Below are 18,018 nucleotides of genomic sequence, written 5' to 3'. Positions count from 1 at the left end.
GGTCAACGGGCGGGTGCACAGCCCGACCCATCCCGAAGCCACCGCCATGGCGGTCCGCGGCGGCGTCGTCGCCTGGCTGGGTAGCGACGACGTCGGGCGAAGCCAATTCCCCGACGCCCTGGTCGAGGACCTGGACGGCGGCTTCGTGGCGCCGGGGTTCGTGGACAGCCACATCCACCTCACCGCGACCGGCCTGACGCTCAGCGGCCTGAACCTGCAACCCGCCGCATCGCGCGCCGAGTGCCTGCGGATGATCGCCGACCACGCGGCCGCCCACCCGGGCCGGCCGGTGTGGGGGCACGGCTGGGACGAATCGTCGTGGCCCGAGAACGCGCCGCCGAGCACCGCCGACCTGGATGCCGTCGTCGGTGACCGGCCCGCCTACCTGACCCGCGTCGACGTCCACTCCGCGCTGGCCTCCACGGCGCTCCGCCGGCAGGTCGCGGACCTGCCCGCGGCGGCCGGTTTCGACCCGGAGCGGCCGCTGGTCGGCGACGCCCATCACCTGGTGCGCGCCGTCGCCCGCGACCTGCTGACGCCCCAGCAGCTGGCCGAGGCCCGGACGGCCGCGCTGCGGGCCGCCGCCGCGGCCGGCATCGTCGCGGTGCACGAATGCGCGGGTCCCGAGATCGGCGGACTCGACGACTGGCTGCGGCTCCGTGACATCGATCAAGGCGTCGAGATCGTCGGCTACTGGGGCCAGGCCGTCACGACGGCCGCCGAGGCGCGGGCGTTGCGGGACCAGACGGGCGCCCGCGGGCTGGCCGGCGACCTGTTCATCGACGGGGCGCTCGGGTCGCGCACCGCCTGGCTGCACGAGCCGTACGCCGACGCCCCGGACACCGCCGGCACCTGCTACCTGGATCCCGGCGCCATCCAAGCCCACCTGCGGGCGTGCACCGAGGCGGAGGTGACGGCCGGTTTCCACGTCATCGGTGACGCCGCGGTCTCGGCGGCGGTCGCGGCGTTGGAACGGGTCGTCGCGGACCTCGGGGTGGCCGCCGTCGCCCGCTGCGGGCACCGCCTGGAGCACCTGGAGATGGTCACCGCCGACCAGGCCGCCAAACTGGGCGCGTGGGGCGTCATCGCCAGCGTGCAGCCCAATTTCGACGCGCTGTGGGGTGGCGCCGACGGCATGTACGCCCGGCGGCTCGGCGCTGAACGAGGCAGCCGACTGAACCCCCTTGCGCTGTTAGCATCCCAAGGCGTGCCCCTCGCGCTCGGTTCCGACGCCCCCGTCACGGGCATCGACCCGTGGGCGAGCGTGCGCGCGGGGGTCAATCACCGCACCCCGGGCAGCGCGGTGTCGGCGCGGGCCGCGTTCGCGGCCGCCACCCGCGGCGGCTGGCGGGCGGGCGGCGCGCGCGACGGCCAGGCGGGAACGCTGGTGCCCGGCGCGCCCGCTTCCTACGCCGTGTGGGACGCCGGGGCCCTCGACGTCCAGGCGCCGCGCGACGCCGTTCAGCGCTGGTCCACCGATCCCCGCTCCCGGGTGCCCGCGCTGCCGCCCCTGGGCCCCAACGACCCGCTGCCGAGTTGCCGCCGAACCGTGCATCGAGGCGCTGTCATCCATGGCTAGGGAGTGGTTCGGCGGCCTGCAGCCCCCCGACCAGGACCCGATAAGCGAGGAAGCCGAATCGGAGCGGGACGAAGACGCCGCCGAGATCCGCGCCGACGAGCCCCCGACCGCCGACGAGCCCGCACCGGAACCGGAACCCGAACCGGAAGACGCGACGCGCCGCGCACTCGCCGGGCTTGGCGCGGCGGCGGTCGCACGTCTCCCGGGCGTTTGGGCCGCGCTGCTGCCACGGTTGGCGCGACTGGCGCTCGCCATCGCGGGCGGCTTGCTGCTGTTCGCCAGCTTCCCCGCCGTGAACTGGTGGTGGGCCGCCGTCGTCGCCGCCGCGTTGCTGGCCTGGGTGCTGCAGCATCCGGCGACGACACCGGTGGGCGGGTTCGGCTACGGGTTCCTGTTCGGGCTGGCCTTCTACGTGCCGCTGTTGCCGTGGATCAGCTCGCTGGTGGGCGCCGTGCCCTGGCTGGTGCTGGCGGCCACCTGCGCGCTGTTTCCCGGGATATTCGGCCTGTGCGCCGTCATCGTGCGACGGCTGCCGGGCTGGCCGATCTGGTTCGCGCTGCTGTGGGCGGCCCAGGAGTGGCTGAAGTCGATCTTCCCGTTCGGCGGCTTTCCCTGGGGCGCGGTCGCCTTCGGTCAAGCGCAGGGTCCGTTGCTACCGTTGGTCCAGCTCGGCGGGGTCGCGCTGCTGTCCATGGCCGTTGTGCTGGTGGGCTTCAGCGCGACCGCGATCGCGCTGGAGATCGCGAAGTGGTGGAAAACCGGGCACCCGACCGGCGCAGCAGCCACGGAGCCCGCGCCGCCGCCGGCCGTCGTGCTGCCGGGCGTCTGCATCTGCCTGGTGTTGTTCGCCGCCGTCATCATCTGGCCGCAGGTGCGGCACGCCGGCGCGGGAGCGGGCGGCGAACCCTCGGTCACCGTCGCCGTCGTGCAGGGCAACGTGCCGCGGCTGGGTCTGGACTTCAACGCGCAACGGCGGGCGGTGCTGGACAACCACGTCCGCGAGACCCAGCAGCTGGCCGAGGACGTGCGCGCGGGGCTGGCCCCACAACCGCAGTTCGTGATCTGGCCGGAGGACTCCTCGGACATCGACCCGCTGGCCAACCCCGACGCCGCCGAGCAGGTCGCGCGGGCCGTCGCGGCGATCGGCGCGCCGATATTGGTCGGCACGGTGCTCGATGTGCCCGGCCGCGCCCCGGACAACGCGCAGTACACCAACACCGTGATCGTGTGGAATCCGGTCAGCGGGCCGGCCGACCGCCACGACAAGGAAATCGTGCAGCCGTTCGGGGAGTACCTGCCGATGCCGTGGCTGTTCAAGCACCTCTCCGGCTATGCCGATCGGGCCGGGCACATGGTGCCCGGCCGAAGCAGTGGGGTCGTGCACATCGCCGGGGTACCGGTCGGGGTGTCCACGTGCTGGGAAGTCATCTTCGACCGGGCGCCGCGAAAGGCGGTGCTGGGCGGCGCCCAGCTGCTGGCCGTGCCCGCCAACAACGCGACCTTCAACAAGACGATGAGCGAACAACAGCTGGCGTTCGCCAAGGTCCGGGCGGTGGAGCACGACCGCTACGTCGTGGTCGCCGGAACCACCGGGATCAGCTCGGTGATCGCCCCCGACGGCGCCGACCTGGTCCGCACCGATTTCTTCGAGCCCGCCTACCTGGACATGCAGGTGCGTCTCAAGACCAAGCTGACGCCGGCGACCCGGTGGGGCCCGATCCTGCAGTGGGTTTTGGTCGCAGCGGCCGGAGCGGCCATTCTGGTCGGGATACGGCACAATGGATGGTTCGCGCGTCCGATTCGTCGGAGGTCCAGGCCTCTCGATGAATCGGAAGACGCCGGTACGCCCCCGGGCGAACCCCCGCCCGACGAGGGCGACGCGGAGAGAGCGCAACACACTGCGCCGGCCGAGGGCGGCGATGACGACACACCGCCCGAGCAGGGCGGCCCACCTGATTTCGGGCGAGACAGAGGAGCTATATGACCACCGGCAAGTCGGCGCCCCGGGTCCCGGGCGAGCGTCCCAGCGAGCGCGTCCTGGTGATCATCCCGACGTTCAACGAGCGGGAGAACCTGCCGGTGATTCACCGGCGGTTGACGGCCGCGTGTCCCAACGCGCACCTGCTGATCGTCGACGACAACAGCCCAGACGGCACCGGACAGCTCGCCGACGAGCTCGCGGCGGCCGACCCCGACCGCGTCCACGTGATGCACCGCACCGCCAAGGACGGGCTGGGCGCGGCCTACCTGGCCGGTTTCGCCTGGGGTCTGAGCCGGGACTATTCGGTGCTCGTCGAAATGGACGCCGACGGCAGCCACGCGCCCGAACAGCTGCACCTGCTGCTCGACGCGGTCGACGCCGGCGCCGATCTGGCGATCGGTTCGCGCTACGTCGAGGGGGGAGCGGTGCGGAATTGGCCGTGGCGGCGCTGGGCGCTGTCGTGGACGGCCAACACCTACGCGCGGGTCGCCCTCGGTGTCGGCGTGCACGACATCACCGCCGGCTACCGGGCCTACCGCCGCGAAGTGCTCGAGACGATCGGCCTGGACGGCGTGGACTCCAAGGGCTATTGCTTCCAGATCGACTTGACCTGGCGCACCGTCTGCAACGGGTTCACCATCGCCGAGGTGCCGATCACCTTCACGGAGCGCGAACTCGGCGTCTCCAAGATGAGCGGATCCAACATCCGCGAGGCGCTGGTCAAAGTCACCCGGTGGGGCATCGAGGGGCGATCCTCGCGCCCCCGCGCGATCCGGGCCAATAACCGCGGTTAGCCGCGGCGCCGCGACCGGATCAGGTCGAGTCGCTCCTTGAGCAGCTCTTCGAGCTCTTCGACGGAGCGGCGCTCCAGCAACATGTCCCAGTGCGTGCGCGGCGGCTTGACCTTCTTCGGCTCGGGCAGGTCGCCCTCGATGAGGGTGCCCTCCATGCCGTTGCGGCACAGCCAGGTGCCGGGAATGTCGGCGTCGTCGGCGAAGGGGACCTCGAACTCCTCGCCGTTCTCGGTGCGGTACCGCGCGATCTGACGCGGTGCGAGGTCGTGGTTGCGGTCGGTCTCGTAGCTCACGGCTCCAAGGCGACTGCCTCTAAGGACGCGATCGGCCATGGGTGCTACTCCTTATAGATCCTGTGGGCTGTGGTGCAATTTCCGCTTAGCAAACGTAACGACGGCCCGCGTAGTTCCCAGGCCGACACGCGGCATACGCGACGCGACCTTCAATGATACGGGATTGCCGATCACGGCCGACTAAAGTCGGCAGGCGTGACCCGCCGCGCCCGCCCCCACCCGTGCCGGTGGTGCGGTCGGGACGTGACCGACGCCGGGATGGGCCGTCGCCGCCAGTACTGCCGGCAGTCCTGCCGGCAACGCGCCTACGAGCAACGCGCGTCTTTGAACCGGGGTGAAGCGGGGGCCGTGCCGCCCGACGCGGTGGTGCTGTCGGCCGAGGACGCCGCCGACCTCTCGGATCGCGTTTACCAGGTGCGATGCGCGGCGGAGGACGTTGCCACGGCGCTCGACGAGGGGGCCGCCACGGCCGAGCTGCGGGAGCTGTGCGACGTGCTGATCCGGGCCGCCCGCGCCGCCGACGGTTGGCGCCGGGCGGGCGTCTAACCCGGCTTTGACCACCACCGATGCGTTGCCGAGTACAGTCACGCCATGGGCGGCGGGCCAAGCGTACTCGGGTGGACAGGTCGACGCTCGTCCGCTTTTTGCAGCCGGGAGTATCGGACGTTTTGAAATCCTGCCGGAGTTGGCCATACTCACGAGCGACATTCTTGGGTCGGAGAGCAGCACGACGCTGGTCGAAAAATCCACGAGACCGATTCGTGCAGCAACTTCTGTGACTCGGCAACGGCGCTCGGCAAATGCCGCATCCGGCGGCCATCAGACGGCCCACATGCCAGGTCGGGGTTAGGCGAGGTTAGTAATGGATCAACTCCAGCATGCGACCGAAGCGCTGCGCAAAGCGCTGGTCCAGGTGGAACGCCTGAAGCGCACCAACCGTGCGTTGCTGGAGCGCTCGAGCGAACCGATCGCCATCGTCGGCATGTCGTGCCGATTCCCGGGCGGGGTCGAGACCCCGGAAGACCTGTGGCGGATGGTGGCCGACGGTCGCGACGTGATCACGGACTTTCCCGCCGATCGTGGCTGGGACGTGGCGGGGCTGTTCGACCCCGATCCCGACGCGCGGCACAAGACCTACGCCCGCACCGGCGGCTTCGTGGAGGGCGTCGCGGACTTCGACGCCGCGTTCTTCGGCATCGCGCCGAGCGAGGCGCTGGCGATGGACCCCCAGCACCGGATGCTGCTGGAGCTGTCCTGGGAGGCGCTGGAGCGGGCCGGGATCGATCCCGGCGGTCTTCGCGGCAGCGCCACCGGCGTTTTCGCCGGGCTCATCGTTCAGGGCTACGGCATGTTGGCCGAGGAGATCGAGGGCTACCGGCTCACCGGCATGACCTCCAGCGTCGCGTCCGGCCGGGTGTCGTACGTGCTCGGGCTGGAGGGCCCGGCGGTATCGGTGGACACGGCGTGCTCGTCGTCGTTGGTGGCCCTGCACATGGCGGTGCAGTCGCTGCGCTCGGGCGAGTGCGACCTGGCCCTGGCCGGCGGCGCGACCGTCAACGCCACGCCCACGGTCTTCGTCGAGTTCAGCCGGCACCGCGGGCTGGCGCCGGACGGCCGTTGCAAGGCCTACGCGGGCGCCGCCGACGGCGTCGGCTGGTCCGAGGGCGGGGCCATGCTGGTCGTCGAGCGGTTGTCGGATGCGCGACGGCTGGGGCATCCGGTGCTGGCGGTGGTGCGCGGTTCGGCCGTCAATCAGGACGGTGCGTCGAACGGGCTGACCGCGCCCAACGGCCCGTCGCAGCAGCGGGTGGTGCGCGCGGCGCTGGCCAATGCCGGGCTCGCGGCCGCCGACGTGGACGTCGTCGAGGGCCACGGCACCGGGACCACGCTTGGCGATCCCATTGAGGCGCAGGCGTTGTTGGCCACCTACGGCCAAGACCGCGACGAGCCGCTGTGGCTGGGCTCGATCAAGTCGAACATGGGCCACACACAGGCCGGCGCCGGTGTCGCCGGGGTGATCAAGATGGTGCAGGCGATGCGCCACGAGACGCTGCCCGCGACGCTGCATGTCGATGTGCCCAGCCCACACGTGGATTGGTCGGCGGGCTCGGTGTCACTGCTCGCCGAGGCCAAGCCCTGGCCGGCGAGTCGCGCGCGCCGCGCGGGCGTGTCGTCGTTCGGGATCAGCGGCACCAACGCGCACGTGATTGTGGAGGCGGTGCCCGTCGCCGAGCCCTCGGAGGCCAGCCCGACACCGGCCGTGGTGCCGTGGGTGATCTCGGCGAAGTCCGCAAAAGCATTGCAGCTACAGGCCGCCCGGTTGGCCGAGCATCTCGGCGCGCACCCGGAGCTCGACGTCGCCGACGTGGGGTGGTCGCTGGCCGGCCGCTCGACGTTCGAGCATCGCGCGGTCATCGTGGGCGGCGATCGGGACCGGTTGCTGGCCGGGCTGGACGAGCTGGCCGGCTCTGACGTCGAGGCGCCCATGTCGGTGGTCCGGGGCACCGCGTCCGCCGCGGGCAAGACCGTCTTCGTCTTCCCCGGCCAGGGCTCCCAATGGCGGGGCATGGGCGTCGAATTACTGGACACCGCACCGGTATTCGCGCAACACATCCGGGCGTGCGAGGAGGCTTTCGCCGAGTTCGTCGACTGGTCGCTGACCGACGTCCTGCGCGGTGCGCCCGACGCCCCGGGCATGGACCGCGTGGACGTGGTGCAGCCGGTGCTGTTTGCGGTGATGGTGTCGCTGGCCGAACTGTGGAAGTCGGTCGGGGTCAGCCCCGACGCGGTGATCGGGCACTCGCAGGGCGAGATCGCGGCCGCCTACGTCGCCGGTGCGCTGCCGTTGGCCGACGCCGCGCGGGTGGTCACGTTGCGCAGCAAGCTGCTGCGTTCACTGGCCGGCCCCGGCGGCATGCTGTCCATCGCGTGCAGCACGGAACGGGCCCGGGAACTGTTGGCGCCCTACGGGAATCGCGTCAGCATCGCCGCCGTCAACGGCCGCTCCGCCGTCGTGGTATCCGGCGACGGGGCCGCGCTGGACGAGCTCGTCGGATTCTGCGCCGACCTGGAGCTGCGCACCCGGCGGATCGACGTCGACTACGCCTCACATTCGGTTGAGGTCGAGGCGATCCGGGGGGAGCTCGCCGAGGTCTTGACCGGGCTCGAGCCGCGGTCTTCTCGCACCGCCTTCTTCTCGACGGTGACCGGAAACCGGTTGGACACGGCGGGATTGGACGCCGACTACTGGTACCGCAACATCCGGCAGACCGTTCAGTTCGACCAGGCGGTGCGCAGCGCGTGCGAGCACGGGTTCCGAACGTTCATCGAATCCAGCCCGCACCCCGCGTTGATCGCCGGGATCGAAGACACCGCCAACAGCTGCGGCGGCGACGGCGAGGCGATCGTCGTTCCCACGCTGGGCCGCGACGACGGCGGGCTCGCGAGGTTCCTGACGTCGGCCGCCACCGCGTTCGTCGCGGGAGTGGCTGTGGACTGGCGCGGCGCGCTGGACGGGGCGGGCTTCGTGGAGCTGCCGACCTACGCCTTTGACCGGCGCCGGTTTTGGCTGTCCGGGGAAGGCGTCGCGGCCGACGCCACCGGCCTGGGCCTGGGCACCAGCGAGCACCCGCTGCTGAGCGCGGTCGTGGAGCTGCCGTCCGCCGGCGGGGTGCTGCTGACGGGCCGGTTGTCCGCCAGCGTGCAGGGGTGGCTGGCCGATCACGCGGTCTCCGGTGTGGCGGTGTTCCCCGGCTCGGGGTTCGTCGAGCTGGCGATCCGTGCCGGTGACGAGGTCGGCTGCTCGACGGTCGACGAACTGACGCTGCAGGCCCCACTGATGTTGCCCGCCAAGGATTCCGGCTCGGGCTCGGTCGCCGTGCAGGTGGTGGTGGGGGCCGAGGACGAGAGCGGCCGGCGCGGGGTGTCGATCTTCTCGCGGCACGACGCCGGCTCCGGCTGGGTGTGCCACGCCGACGGCATCCTCGGCAAGGGGTCGGTCGAGCCGGCCGCGGACCTTTCGGCGTGGCCGCCGGCGGGGGCGGTCGCGGCCGACCCGGCCGACGGCTACGAACGGTTGGCGGCGCGTGGCTACGGCTACGGCCCGGCGTTCCGGGGCCTGACCGCGGCGTGGGTCCGCGGCGACGAGGTGTTCGCCGAGGTGCGGCTGCCCGACGCCGCCGGGGGCGTCAACGGGTTCGGTGTGCACCCCGCGTTACTCGATGCGGCGATGCACGCGCTGGTGATGGCCCACCAAATCGCCGGCCGCACAGACGAAGTCGTGCTGCCATTCTCCTGGGAGGGCGTGTCGCTGCACGCCGCGGGCGCGTCGGCGGTGCGCGCGCGCATCGCGCCGGCGGGCGCTTCAGCGGTGTCCATCGAACTGGCCGACGGCCTGGGGTTGCCGGTGCTGTCGGTGCGCGCGATGGCGGCCCGTCCGGTCAGCGAGCAGCAGCTGCGCGCGGCGGTGTCCGGCGCGGGCCCGGACCGGCTTTTCGAGGTGAACTGGTCGCCGGTGACGGCAACCGCGGCGGCCAATGCCGAGCAACCGGCGTATCAGCTGTTCGAATCACTTGCCGCCGAGCACAACCCGGTGGCCCAAACCTATGAGCGCACGCACCAGGCGCTGGCCGCGGTGCAGTCGTGGCTGGCCGACCATGACTCCGGCGTGCTGGTGGTGGCCACCCGCGGCGCGGTGGCATTGCCGGGGGAGGACGTCACCGATCTGGCCGGCGCGGCGGTGTGGGGGCTGGCACGGTCGGCGCAGACCGAGCACCCCGGCCGGATCGTGCTCGTGGATTCCGATGCGCCCCTCGATGACGGCGCGATGGCCACCGCTCTCGCGGCCGGCGAACCGCAACTGTTGGTGCGCGGCGGCAAATTTTACCACCCGCGGGTGCAGGGCAGCCGCGCGGTCGACGGCCTCCTGGTGCCCCCGGCCGACGGGCCGTGGCGGCTGGGCATCAGCAGCGCGGGCACGTTCGAGAACCTTTGCCTGGAGCCGGTGCCCAACGCCGACGCGCCGCTGGAGCCGGGCCAGGTGCGGGTGGCCCTGCGCGCGATCGCCGCGAACTTCCGCGACGTCATGATCACCCTGGGCATGTTCACCCACGACGCGCTGCTCGGCGGCGAGGGCGCCGGCGTGGTAGTCGAAATCGGTCCGGGGGTAACCGAATTCGCGGTCGGCGATTCGGTGTACGGGTTCTTCCCCGACGGCAGCGGCACGCTGGTCGCCGGCGACGTCCGGCTGCTGGTGCACAAGCCCGAAGACTGGTCCTACGCCGAGGCCGCCGCCATCTCCGCCGTCTTCACCACCGCGTACATGGCGTTCATCCACCTGGCCGATGTCAAACCGGGACAGCGGGTTTTGGTGCACGCCGCCGCCGGCGGCGTCGGGATGGCCGCGGTTCAGCTGGCCCGGCATCTGGGCCTGGAGGTGTTCGGCACCGCCAGCCGCGGCAAGTGGGACACCCTGCGGGCCATGGGCTTTGACGACGACCACATCGCGGACTCGCGCAGCCTGGACTTCGAGGAGAAGTTCTGGGCGGTCACCGGCGGGGCCGGCATGGACATCGTCTTGGATTCGCTGGCCGGCGAATTCGTCGATGCCTCGCTACGCCTGGTCGCCCCCGGCGGCGTGTTCCTGGAGATGGGCAAGACCGACATCCGCGACCCCGGCGCGGTCGCCCAGGCATATCCGGGTGTGCGCTACCGCGCCTTCGACCTGTTCGAGCCGGGCCGCCCCCGGATGCATGAGTGGATGCTGGAGCTGGCCGGGCTGTTCGAGGCCGGGGTGCTGAAGCCGTTGCCGGTGACGACGTTTGACGTGCGCCGCGCGCGCACCGCGTTGCGGTATTTGAGCCAGGCCCGCCACGTCGGCAAGGTCGTCATGAGACTGCCGGCCGGGCTGGCGTCCGGCACCGTCCTGATCACCGGCGGCACCGGCATGGCGGGCGCGACGCTGGCCCGTCACCTGGTGGCGCAGCAGGGCGTCCGGGACCTGGCGCTGCTGAGCCGGCGCGGCCCCGGCGCGCCGGGTTCGGCCGAATTGGTCGCCGAGTTGGAGGCGGCGGGGGCCCGGGTGCGGGTGGTCGCGTGCGATGCGGCCGACCGTGCGGCCCTGGCGGCAGTGCTCGCCGATCTGCCGGCGCTGTCGGGTGTCGTTCACGCCGCGGGCGTGCTGGACGACGCGATGATCACCTCGCTGACGCCGGAGCGCGTCGATGCGGTGTTGCGGGCCAAGGTCGATGCGGCGTGGAACCTGCACGAATTGACCCGCGACCGGGATCTGTCGGCGTTCGTGATGTTCTCCTCGATGGCCGGGCTGGTGGGCTCGTCGGGCCAGGGCAACTACGCGGCGGCCAACTCGTTCCTGGACGGCCTGGCCGCGCATCGGCGGGCGCACGGGCTGCCGGCGACCTCGCTGGCGTGGGGGCTGTGGGATCAGGCCAGCGCCATGACCGGTGGGCTGGACGCCGCCGACCTCGCCCGGCTGGGCCGCGACGGCATCCTGGCGTTGTCCTCGGCCGAGGCGATGGAGCTGTTCGACGCCGCGCTGATCGTCGACGAACCTTTCCTGGCGCCCGCCCGCATCGATCTCGGCGCGCTGCGCGCCCACGCCCTCGCGGTACCGCCGATGTTCAGCGACCTGGTCAACACGCCGGCCCGCCGCCGCGTCGACGACTCGCTGACCGCCGCGAAGTCGAAATCGGCTCTGGCGCATCGCCTGCACGGGCTGCCCGAAGCCGAGCAGCACGCCGTGCTGCTGGAGCTGGTGCGCTCGCACATCGCCACTGTGCTGGGCAACACCACCGCCGAGGCGATCGACCCGGACAAGGCGTTCCAGGAGCTGGGCTTCGACTCGCTGACCGCGGTCGAAATGCGCAACCGCCTCAAAACCGCTACCGGACTGGCGCTTTCGCCCACGCTGATCTTCGACTACCCGACACCCAACGGCCTTGCGAGCTACATGCGCACCGAACTCGCCGGAGTGCCGCAAGAGATCACGCATGCCCCCGTCATCCGCGCCACCGACGACGATCCGATCGTGATCGTCGGCATGTCGTGCCGCTATCCCGGCGGGGTGAATTCCCCCGAGGACCTCTGGGAGATGCTGACCGCCGGCCGCGACGTGCTCTCCGAATTCCCGAGCGATCGCGGCTGGAACCTGGCCGCGCTGTATCACCCCGATCCCGACGTTCCGGGCACCTGCTACACCCGCACCGGCGGCTTCGTCGACGGCGTCGCAGACTTCGACCCCGCCTTTTTCGGCATCACGCCGAGCGAGGCGCTGGCCATGGACCCGCAGCAGCGCCTGTTCCTGGAGCTGTCCTGGGAAGCGTTGGAGCGCGCCGGAATTGAACCCGGCGGGCTGCGGGGCAGCGCGACCGGCGTGTTCGCCGGGGTGTACACGCAGGGCTACGGCATCGGGGCCCCGCCGGCCGCCGAGGGCTTCCGGCTGACCGGGCAGTCGTCGAGCGTGGCGTCGGGCCGGATCTCGTATGCGCTGGGGCTGGAGGGCCCGGCGGTGTCGGTGGACACGGCCTGCTCGTCGTCGTTGGTGGCCCTGCACATGGCGGTGCAGTCGCTGCGCTCGGGTGAATCCGATCTGGCCCTGGCCGGCGGCGTCACGGTCAACGCCACACCGGACATCTTCGTCGAATTCAGCCGCATGCGCGGGTTGTCCGCGGACGGCCGGTGCAAGGCCTACGCCGGCGCCGCCGACGGCACCGGATTCTCCGAAGGCGGCGGCATGCTCGTGGTGGAGCGTCTGTCGGACGCCCAGCGGCTCGGGCACCAGGTGCTGGCGGTGGTGCGGGGTTCGGCGATCAATCAGGACGGCGCCTCGAACGGCCTGACCGCGCCCAACGGCCCGTCACAGCAGCGGGTGGTGCGGGCGGCGCTGGCCAACGCCGGGCTGTCCGCGGCCGAGGTCGACGCGGTCGAGGGCCACGGCACCGGAACGATGTTGGGCGATCCGATTGAGGCCCAAGCGTTGTTGGCGACCTACGGGCAAGGCCGCGCCGAGCCGCTATGGCTGGGGTCGATCAAGTCCAACATGGGTCACACGCAGGCCGCGGCCGGCGTCGCCGGTGTGATCAAGATGGTCTTGGCGATGCGCCACGAGACGTTGCCGGCCACGTTGCACGTCGACGAGCCCAGCCCGCATGTGGATTGGTCGCTGGGATCAGTGTCGTTGCTGACCGAAGCCCGGCCCTGGCCGGCGACCCGAGCGCGCCGCGCCGGGGTCTCCTCGTTCGGCATCAGCGGCACCAACGCGCACCTGATCATCGAGGCCGCGCCCACCGGGTCGGAGCGCGTGGCGGAGCGCTCGACGGCGCCGGTGCTGCCGTGGGTGGTGTCCTCGAAATCGGCGGCGGCCCTGGCGGCGCAGGCTTCCCGGCTCGCGACCCACGTCCGCGCCCACGACGAACTCGACGTCACCGATGTGGGGTGGACGCTGGCGGGCCGCTCGAACTTCGAGCACCGAGCCGTCGTCGTCGGTGCCGACCGCGAACAACTGTTGGCCGGCCTCGACGAGTTGGCCGCCGGTGAGGTTGCCTCGGTCGTGCGGGGTACGGCGACCCCGGGCAAGACTGTCTTCGTCTTCCCCGGCCAGGGCTCCCAAATGCTCGGCATGGGAAGGGGTTTGCACGCGGCATACCCGGTGTTCGCCGAGGCGTTCGACGCGGTGCTGGGCGAATTGGACCAGCACCTGCTGCGACCCCTGCGCGACGTCATGTGGGGCCAGGACGAAACCCTGCTGAACACCACCGAATTCGCGCAGCCGACCCTGTTCGCGGTGGAAGTCGCCCTGTTCCGGCTGCTCGAGTCCTGGGGGGTGCGGCCCGATTTCGTGATGGGTCACTCGGTCGGCGAGATTTCCGCCGCGCACGTCGCCGGTGTGCTGTCGCTACAGAACGCGTCGGTGCTGGTGGCCGCCCGGGGCCGGTTCATGCAGGCGCTGCCCGCGGGCGGGGCGATGATCGCCGTGCAGGCCACCGAGGACGAGGTGCGACCGCTGCTGACGCCCGAGGTCGGCATCGCGGCGATCAACGGGCCCGCCTCCGTGGTGATTTCCGGCCCACAAGAGGCGGTCGCCGCCGTGGCCGACCGGTTGCGCGCCGACGGCCGCCGCGTCCACCGACTCGTCGTGTCCCACGCGTTCCACTCCCCGTTGATGGATCCGATGATCGACGAATTCGCGACCGTCGCAGGAGGTCTCGTCGTCTCCAAGCCCACGATCCCGATCGTGTCGAACCTGACCGGGCAACCGGCGAGCGACGACTTCGGAACGGTGGCGTATTGGAAGCGGCACGTCCGCGAAGCCGTGCGATTCGCCGACAGCGTGCGCTTCGCGCATTCGGCCGGCGGAACCCGCTTCCTCGAAGTCGGGCCGAGCGGCGGGCTGACGGCGTCCATCGAGGAGTCGCTACCCGATGCCGCGGTGACCACGGTGCCGGCGCTGCGCAAGGACCGCCCGGAGCCGGTGACGCTGCTCAACGCCGTCGCGCAGGGGTTCGTCACCGGAATGGACGTGGACTGGCGCGGCGCGCTCGGGACCGCCGACTTCGTCGAGCTGCCCACGTATGCCTTTGAACGCCGGCGCTTTTGGCTCTCCGGCGACGGCAGCCCGGCGGATGCGGCCGGGCTGGGGCTGGCCGCCGGCGAACACGCCCTGCTGGGCGCGGTGGTGGACCTGCCGGCCTCCGGCGGCGTCGTGCTGACCGGCAGGCTGTCGCCGAGTGCGCAGGGCTGGCTGGCCGACCACGCCGTGGGCGGGGTCGTGCTGTTCCCCGGTGCGGGATTTGTCGAGTTGGCGATCCGGGCCGGCGATCAGGTGGGCTGCGGCATCGTCGACGAGCTGAATCTGGCGGCGCCCCTGGTGTTGCCGGCCGGCGGGTCGGTCGCGGTTCAGGTCGTGGTTGGGGGCGCCGACGATTCGGGCGCGCGCACGGTGTCGGTGTTCTCCCGCGCCGAGGCGGGATCCGGCTGGTCGTTGCACGCCGAGGGCGTGCTGCGCGCCGGGTCCGTGCAACCGGGCGGGGACCTGTCGGCGTGGCCGCCGGTGGGTGCGGTTCCGGTGGATATCGGCGACGGGTACGAGCGGCTGGCCGAGCGTGGCTACGGGTATGGGCCCGCGTTCCGCGGCCTGACGTCGATGTGGCGCCGCGGTGACGAAGTGTTCGCCGAAGTCGCGCTGCCCGAGGGCGCCGGAGTGTCGGCGGCCGGGTTCGGTGTCCACCCCGCGATTCTCGACGCGGCGCTGCACGCGGTGATCCTGGCATCGGACGGCGGTGAGCTCGCCGAAGGTTCGATGCTGGTGCCCTTCTCGTGGCAGCGGGTGTCCCTGCACGCCGCGGGCGCGGCGGCGGTACGCGCGCGGATCGTGCCGGTGGGCGAATCGGCCGTATCGATCGAATTGGCCGACGGCCTGGGGCTGCCGGTGCTCTCGGTGGCCTCGATGGTGGCCAGGCCGGTGACCGACCGGCAGCTGCTGGCGGCGGTGTCGAGTTCCGGACCCGACCGGCTCTTCGAGGTGGTCTGGTCCGCTCAGCCGCTGGCCGCGGTGCAGCCGGTGTCGGTGTCCACTTGGGGTGCAACGGATTCCGAGGCCGCGGCGGTGCTGTTCGAATCGGCGCCGGTGGACGGGGACGTCGTCACGGAGGTACACGCGGCCACCCGCGCGGTGCTGCCGGTGCTGCAGTCGTGGTTGGCCCGCGAGAGGGCGGGAACGCTGGTGGTGTCCACCCGGGGCGCCATGGCGTTGCCGGGGGAGGACGTCACCGATCTGGCGGGCGCGGCGGTGTGGGGCCTGGTGCGCTCGGCCCAGACCGAGCATCCCGGCCGAATCGTGCTCGTGGACACGGACGCGCCGCTGGACGACGACGCGATAGCAGCGGTCTTGGCGCCGGCCGAGCCGCAGGTGTTGCTGCGCGATGGGACCGTCTACACCGCGCGGGTGCACGGCAGCCGCGCCGTCGGCGGCCTTTTGGTGCCACCCGACGACGGTCCGTGGCGGCTGGGCATGAGCAGCTACGGCACGATCGAGAACCTGCGCCTGGAGCGGATCCCCGACGCCGACGCGCCGCTGGGCCCCGGTCAGGTGCGGGTCGCCGTGTCGGCCCTCGCCGCCAACTTCCGCGACGTGATGATCGCGCTGGGCCTCTACCCCGACCCGGACGCCGTAATGGGCATCGAGGCCTCCGGTGTCGTGGTCGAGATTGCTTCGGACGTCGGCCGTTTCGCCGTCGGCGATCGCGTCATGGGCCTGTTCCCGGACGGCTCCGGGACGATCGCCACCACCGACCGGCGGCTGCTGGCCAGGGTGCCGGCCGGCTGGTCACACACCGCGGCCGCGACGACGTCGGTGGTGTTCGCCACGGCGCGCTACGCGCTGGTCGACCTCGCGGGCGCCCGGCCCGGTCAGCGGGTGCTCGTGCACGCCGCCGCCGGCGGGGTGGGCATGGCCGCAGTGCAGCTGGCCCGCCACCTCGGCCTGGAAGTGTTCGCGACGGCCAGCCGTGGCAAGTGGGACACGCTGCGGGCGATGGGCTTTGACGAAGACCACATCGGCGACTCGCGCAGCCTGGATTTCGAGGAGAAGTTCCGGACGGTCACGTCCGGCCGAGGCGTGGATATCGTGCTCGACTCGCTGTCCGGCGATTTCGTCGACGCCTCCCTGCGGCTGGTCGCCCCCGGCGGCATATTCCTGGAGATGGGCAAGACCGACGTCCGTGACCCCGAGGTCGTCGCCCGCGACCACCCCGGCGTGCGCTACCGCGCCTTCGACCTCTTCGAGGCCGGACCCGAGCGCATCGCGCAACTGCTCGACGAGTTGGCCGCCCTGTTCGGCGACGACGTGCTACAACCGTTGCCGGCCACCCGGTTTGACGTGCGGCGCGCCCCGGCCGCGTTGCGCTACCTGAGCCAGGCCCGCCACGTCGGCAAGGTCGTGATGACCATGCCCGACGCCTGGATGACGGGCACGGTGTTGATCACCGGCGCGACCGGCATGGCCGGTTCGGCGTTGGCGCGCCACGTCGTGACCCGGCACGGCGCGCGGCACCTGGTGCTGATGAGCCGGCGCGGCCTGGACGCGCCGGGCGCGGCCGAGTTGGTGACCGAGCTGTCCGCGGCCGGCGCCCAGGTGCAGGTGGTCGCCTGCGACGCGGCGGACCGCGAGGCCGTCGCCAAGGTGCTCGCCGAAATCCCGGTGCAGCGACCGCTGTCCGGCGTCATCCACGCGGCCGGCGTACTCGACGACGCGGTGATCTCGTCGCTGACGCCCGAACGCATCGACGCCGTGTTGCGCGCCAAGGTCGACGCGGCGTGGAACCTGCACGAGCTCACCCGAGAGCTCGACGTGGCCGCGTTTGTGATGTTCTCGTCGATGGCCGGGCTGGCCGGAGCGTCGGGCCAGGCCAACTACGCGGCGGCCAACTCGTTCCTGGACGGGTTGGCCGTGCACCGGCGCAACCTCGGGCTGCCGGCGATATCGCTGGCATGGGGCCTGTGGGATCAGGCCAGCGCCATGACCGGCGCGCTGGGCGCCGCCGACCGCGCCCGGTTCGGCCGGGACGGAATCGTCGCGATGTCCTCCGACGAGGCGCTGGACCTGATGGACACCGCCCTGATCGTCGATGAGCCGTTCATGCTGCCGGCCCACATCGACCTCGCCGCGCTGCGCGTCAAATTCGACAACGGCACGCTGCCCCCTATGTTCATCGATTTGATCAACGCGCCGAGCCGGCGTCAGGTCGACGACTCGCTGGCCGCGGCAAAATCGAAATCGGCCCTGCTGCAACGCCTGGAGGGACTGCCCGAGGACGAACAGCAGGCGGTGGTGCTGGACCTGGTGCGCTCCAACATCGCCACGGTGCTGGGCAACTCCAGCCCCGAGTCCATCGATCCGGATCGGGCGTTCCAAGAGTTGGGCTTCGACTCGCTGACCGCCGTGGAGATGCGTAACCGGCTCAAATCCGCCACCGGGCTGGCCCTTTCGCCGACCCTGATCTTCGACTACCCGAACTCCGCGGCGCTGGCCGGCTACATCTACCGCGAGCTCGTCGGCACCTCGGATCAAAGCGCCCCGGCCGCCGCGCCCGGCGAGGCCGAGATCCAGCGGGTCGTCGCGTCCATCCCGGTCAAGCGCCTGCGCCAGGCGGGAGTGCTGGAATTGCTGCTCGCGTTGGCCAACGAAGCCGACAGCGGCGGCCAGGCGGCTCCCGCGGCGACGACCGAAAAGGACATCGCCGACATGGACCTCGACGCGCTGGTCAACGCGGCATTGCGGGACGATGACGACGACGAGTAGCCCGCGCCGGCGACGATGCAGAGCGCAGCGATGCGGAGAAGCGGCGCCATGAGCGG

4 protein-coding genes and 1 pseudogene are annotated in these 18,018 nt (G+C 71.6%); 4 read left to right on the top strand and 1 reads right to left on the bottom strand.

What is annotated here, in order from left to right:
* The first annotated feature begins 46 nt into the window (after positions 1-46).
* On the top strand, positions 47-1,579 hold the full coding sequence (locus tag AC5Y2S_RS22520) for an amidohydrolase (protein ID WP_499958535.1): 1,533 nt from the start codon (positions 47-49) through the stop codon (positions 1,577-1,579).
* A pseudogene (gene lnt / locus AC5Y2S_RS22515) lies at positions 1,572-4,354 on the top strand (apolipoprotein N-acyltransferase). Before AC5Y2S_RS22520 ends, lnt begins: the two are co-directional and overlap by 8 nt.
* Here the strand turns inward: lnt and rbpA are convergent.
* Entirely contained in the window at positions 4,351-4,686 is a 336-nt protein-coding gene (gene rbpA / locus AC5Y2S_RS22510) for an RNA polymerase-binding protein RbpA (protein WP_066913172.1), read from the bottom strand. The pseudogene lnt and the gene rbpA overlap by 4 nt on opposite strands.
* A gap of 156 nt (positions 4,687-4,842) precedes the next feature.
* Here rbpA and AC5Y2S_RS22505 point away from each other — a divergent pair, with 156 nt between their 5' ends.
* Together AC5Y2S_RS22505 and AC5Y2S_RS22500 are read left to right on the top strand one after the other, a co-directional pair.
* Positions 4,843-5,193, top strand: coding sequence for a hypothetical protein (locus AC5Y2S_RS22505; protein ID WP_499958474.1), 351 nt, complete (start codon positions 4,843-4,845; stop codon positions 5,191-5,193).
* Positions 5,194-5,509: 316 nt separating this feature from the next.
* On the top strand, positions 5,510-17,962 hold the full coding sequence (locus AC5Y2S_RS22500; protein WP_499958472.1) for a type I polyketide synthase: 12,453 nt from the start codon (positions 5,510-5,512) through the stop codon (positions 17,960-17,962).
* Positions 17,963-18,018 lie beyond the last annotated feature (56 nt).

The organism is Mycobacterium sp. NGS69, assembly GCF_059812165.1.
Note: the sequence above shows the minus strand (reverse complement) of the source record. Positions and strands in the feature narration are given on the sequence as shown.

Coding starts and splice junctions, on each gene's coding strand:
- AC5Y2S_RS22520 (WP_499958535.1), top strand. CDS start 47: ATGGCGGTCCGCGGCGGCGTCGTCGCCTGGCTGGGTAGCGACGACGTC.
- rbpA (WP_066913172.1), bottom strand. CDS start 4,686: ATGGCCGATCGCGTCCTTAGAGGCAGTCGCCTTGGAGCCGTGAGCTAC.
- AC5Y2S_RS22500 (WP_499958472.1), top strand. CDS start 5,510: ATGGATCAACTCCAGCATGCGACCGAAGCGCTGCGCAAAGCGCTGGTC.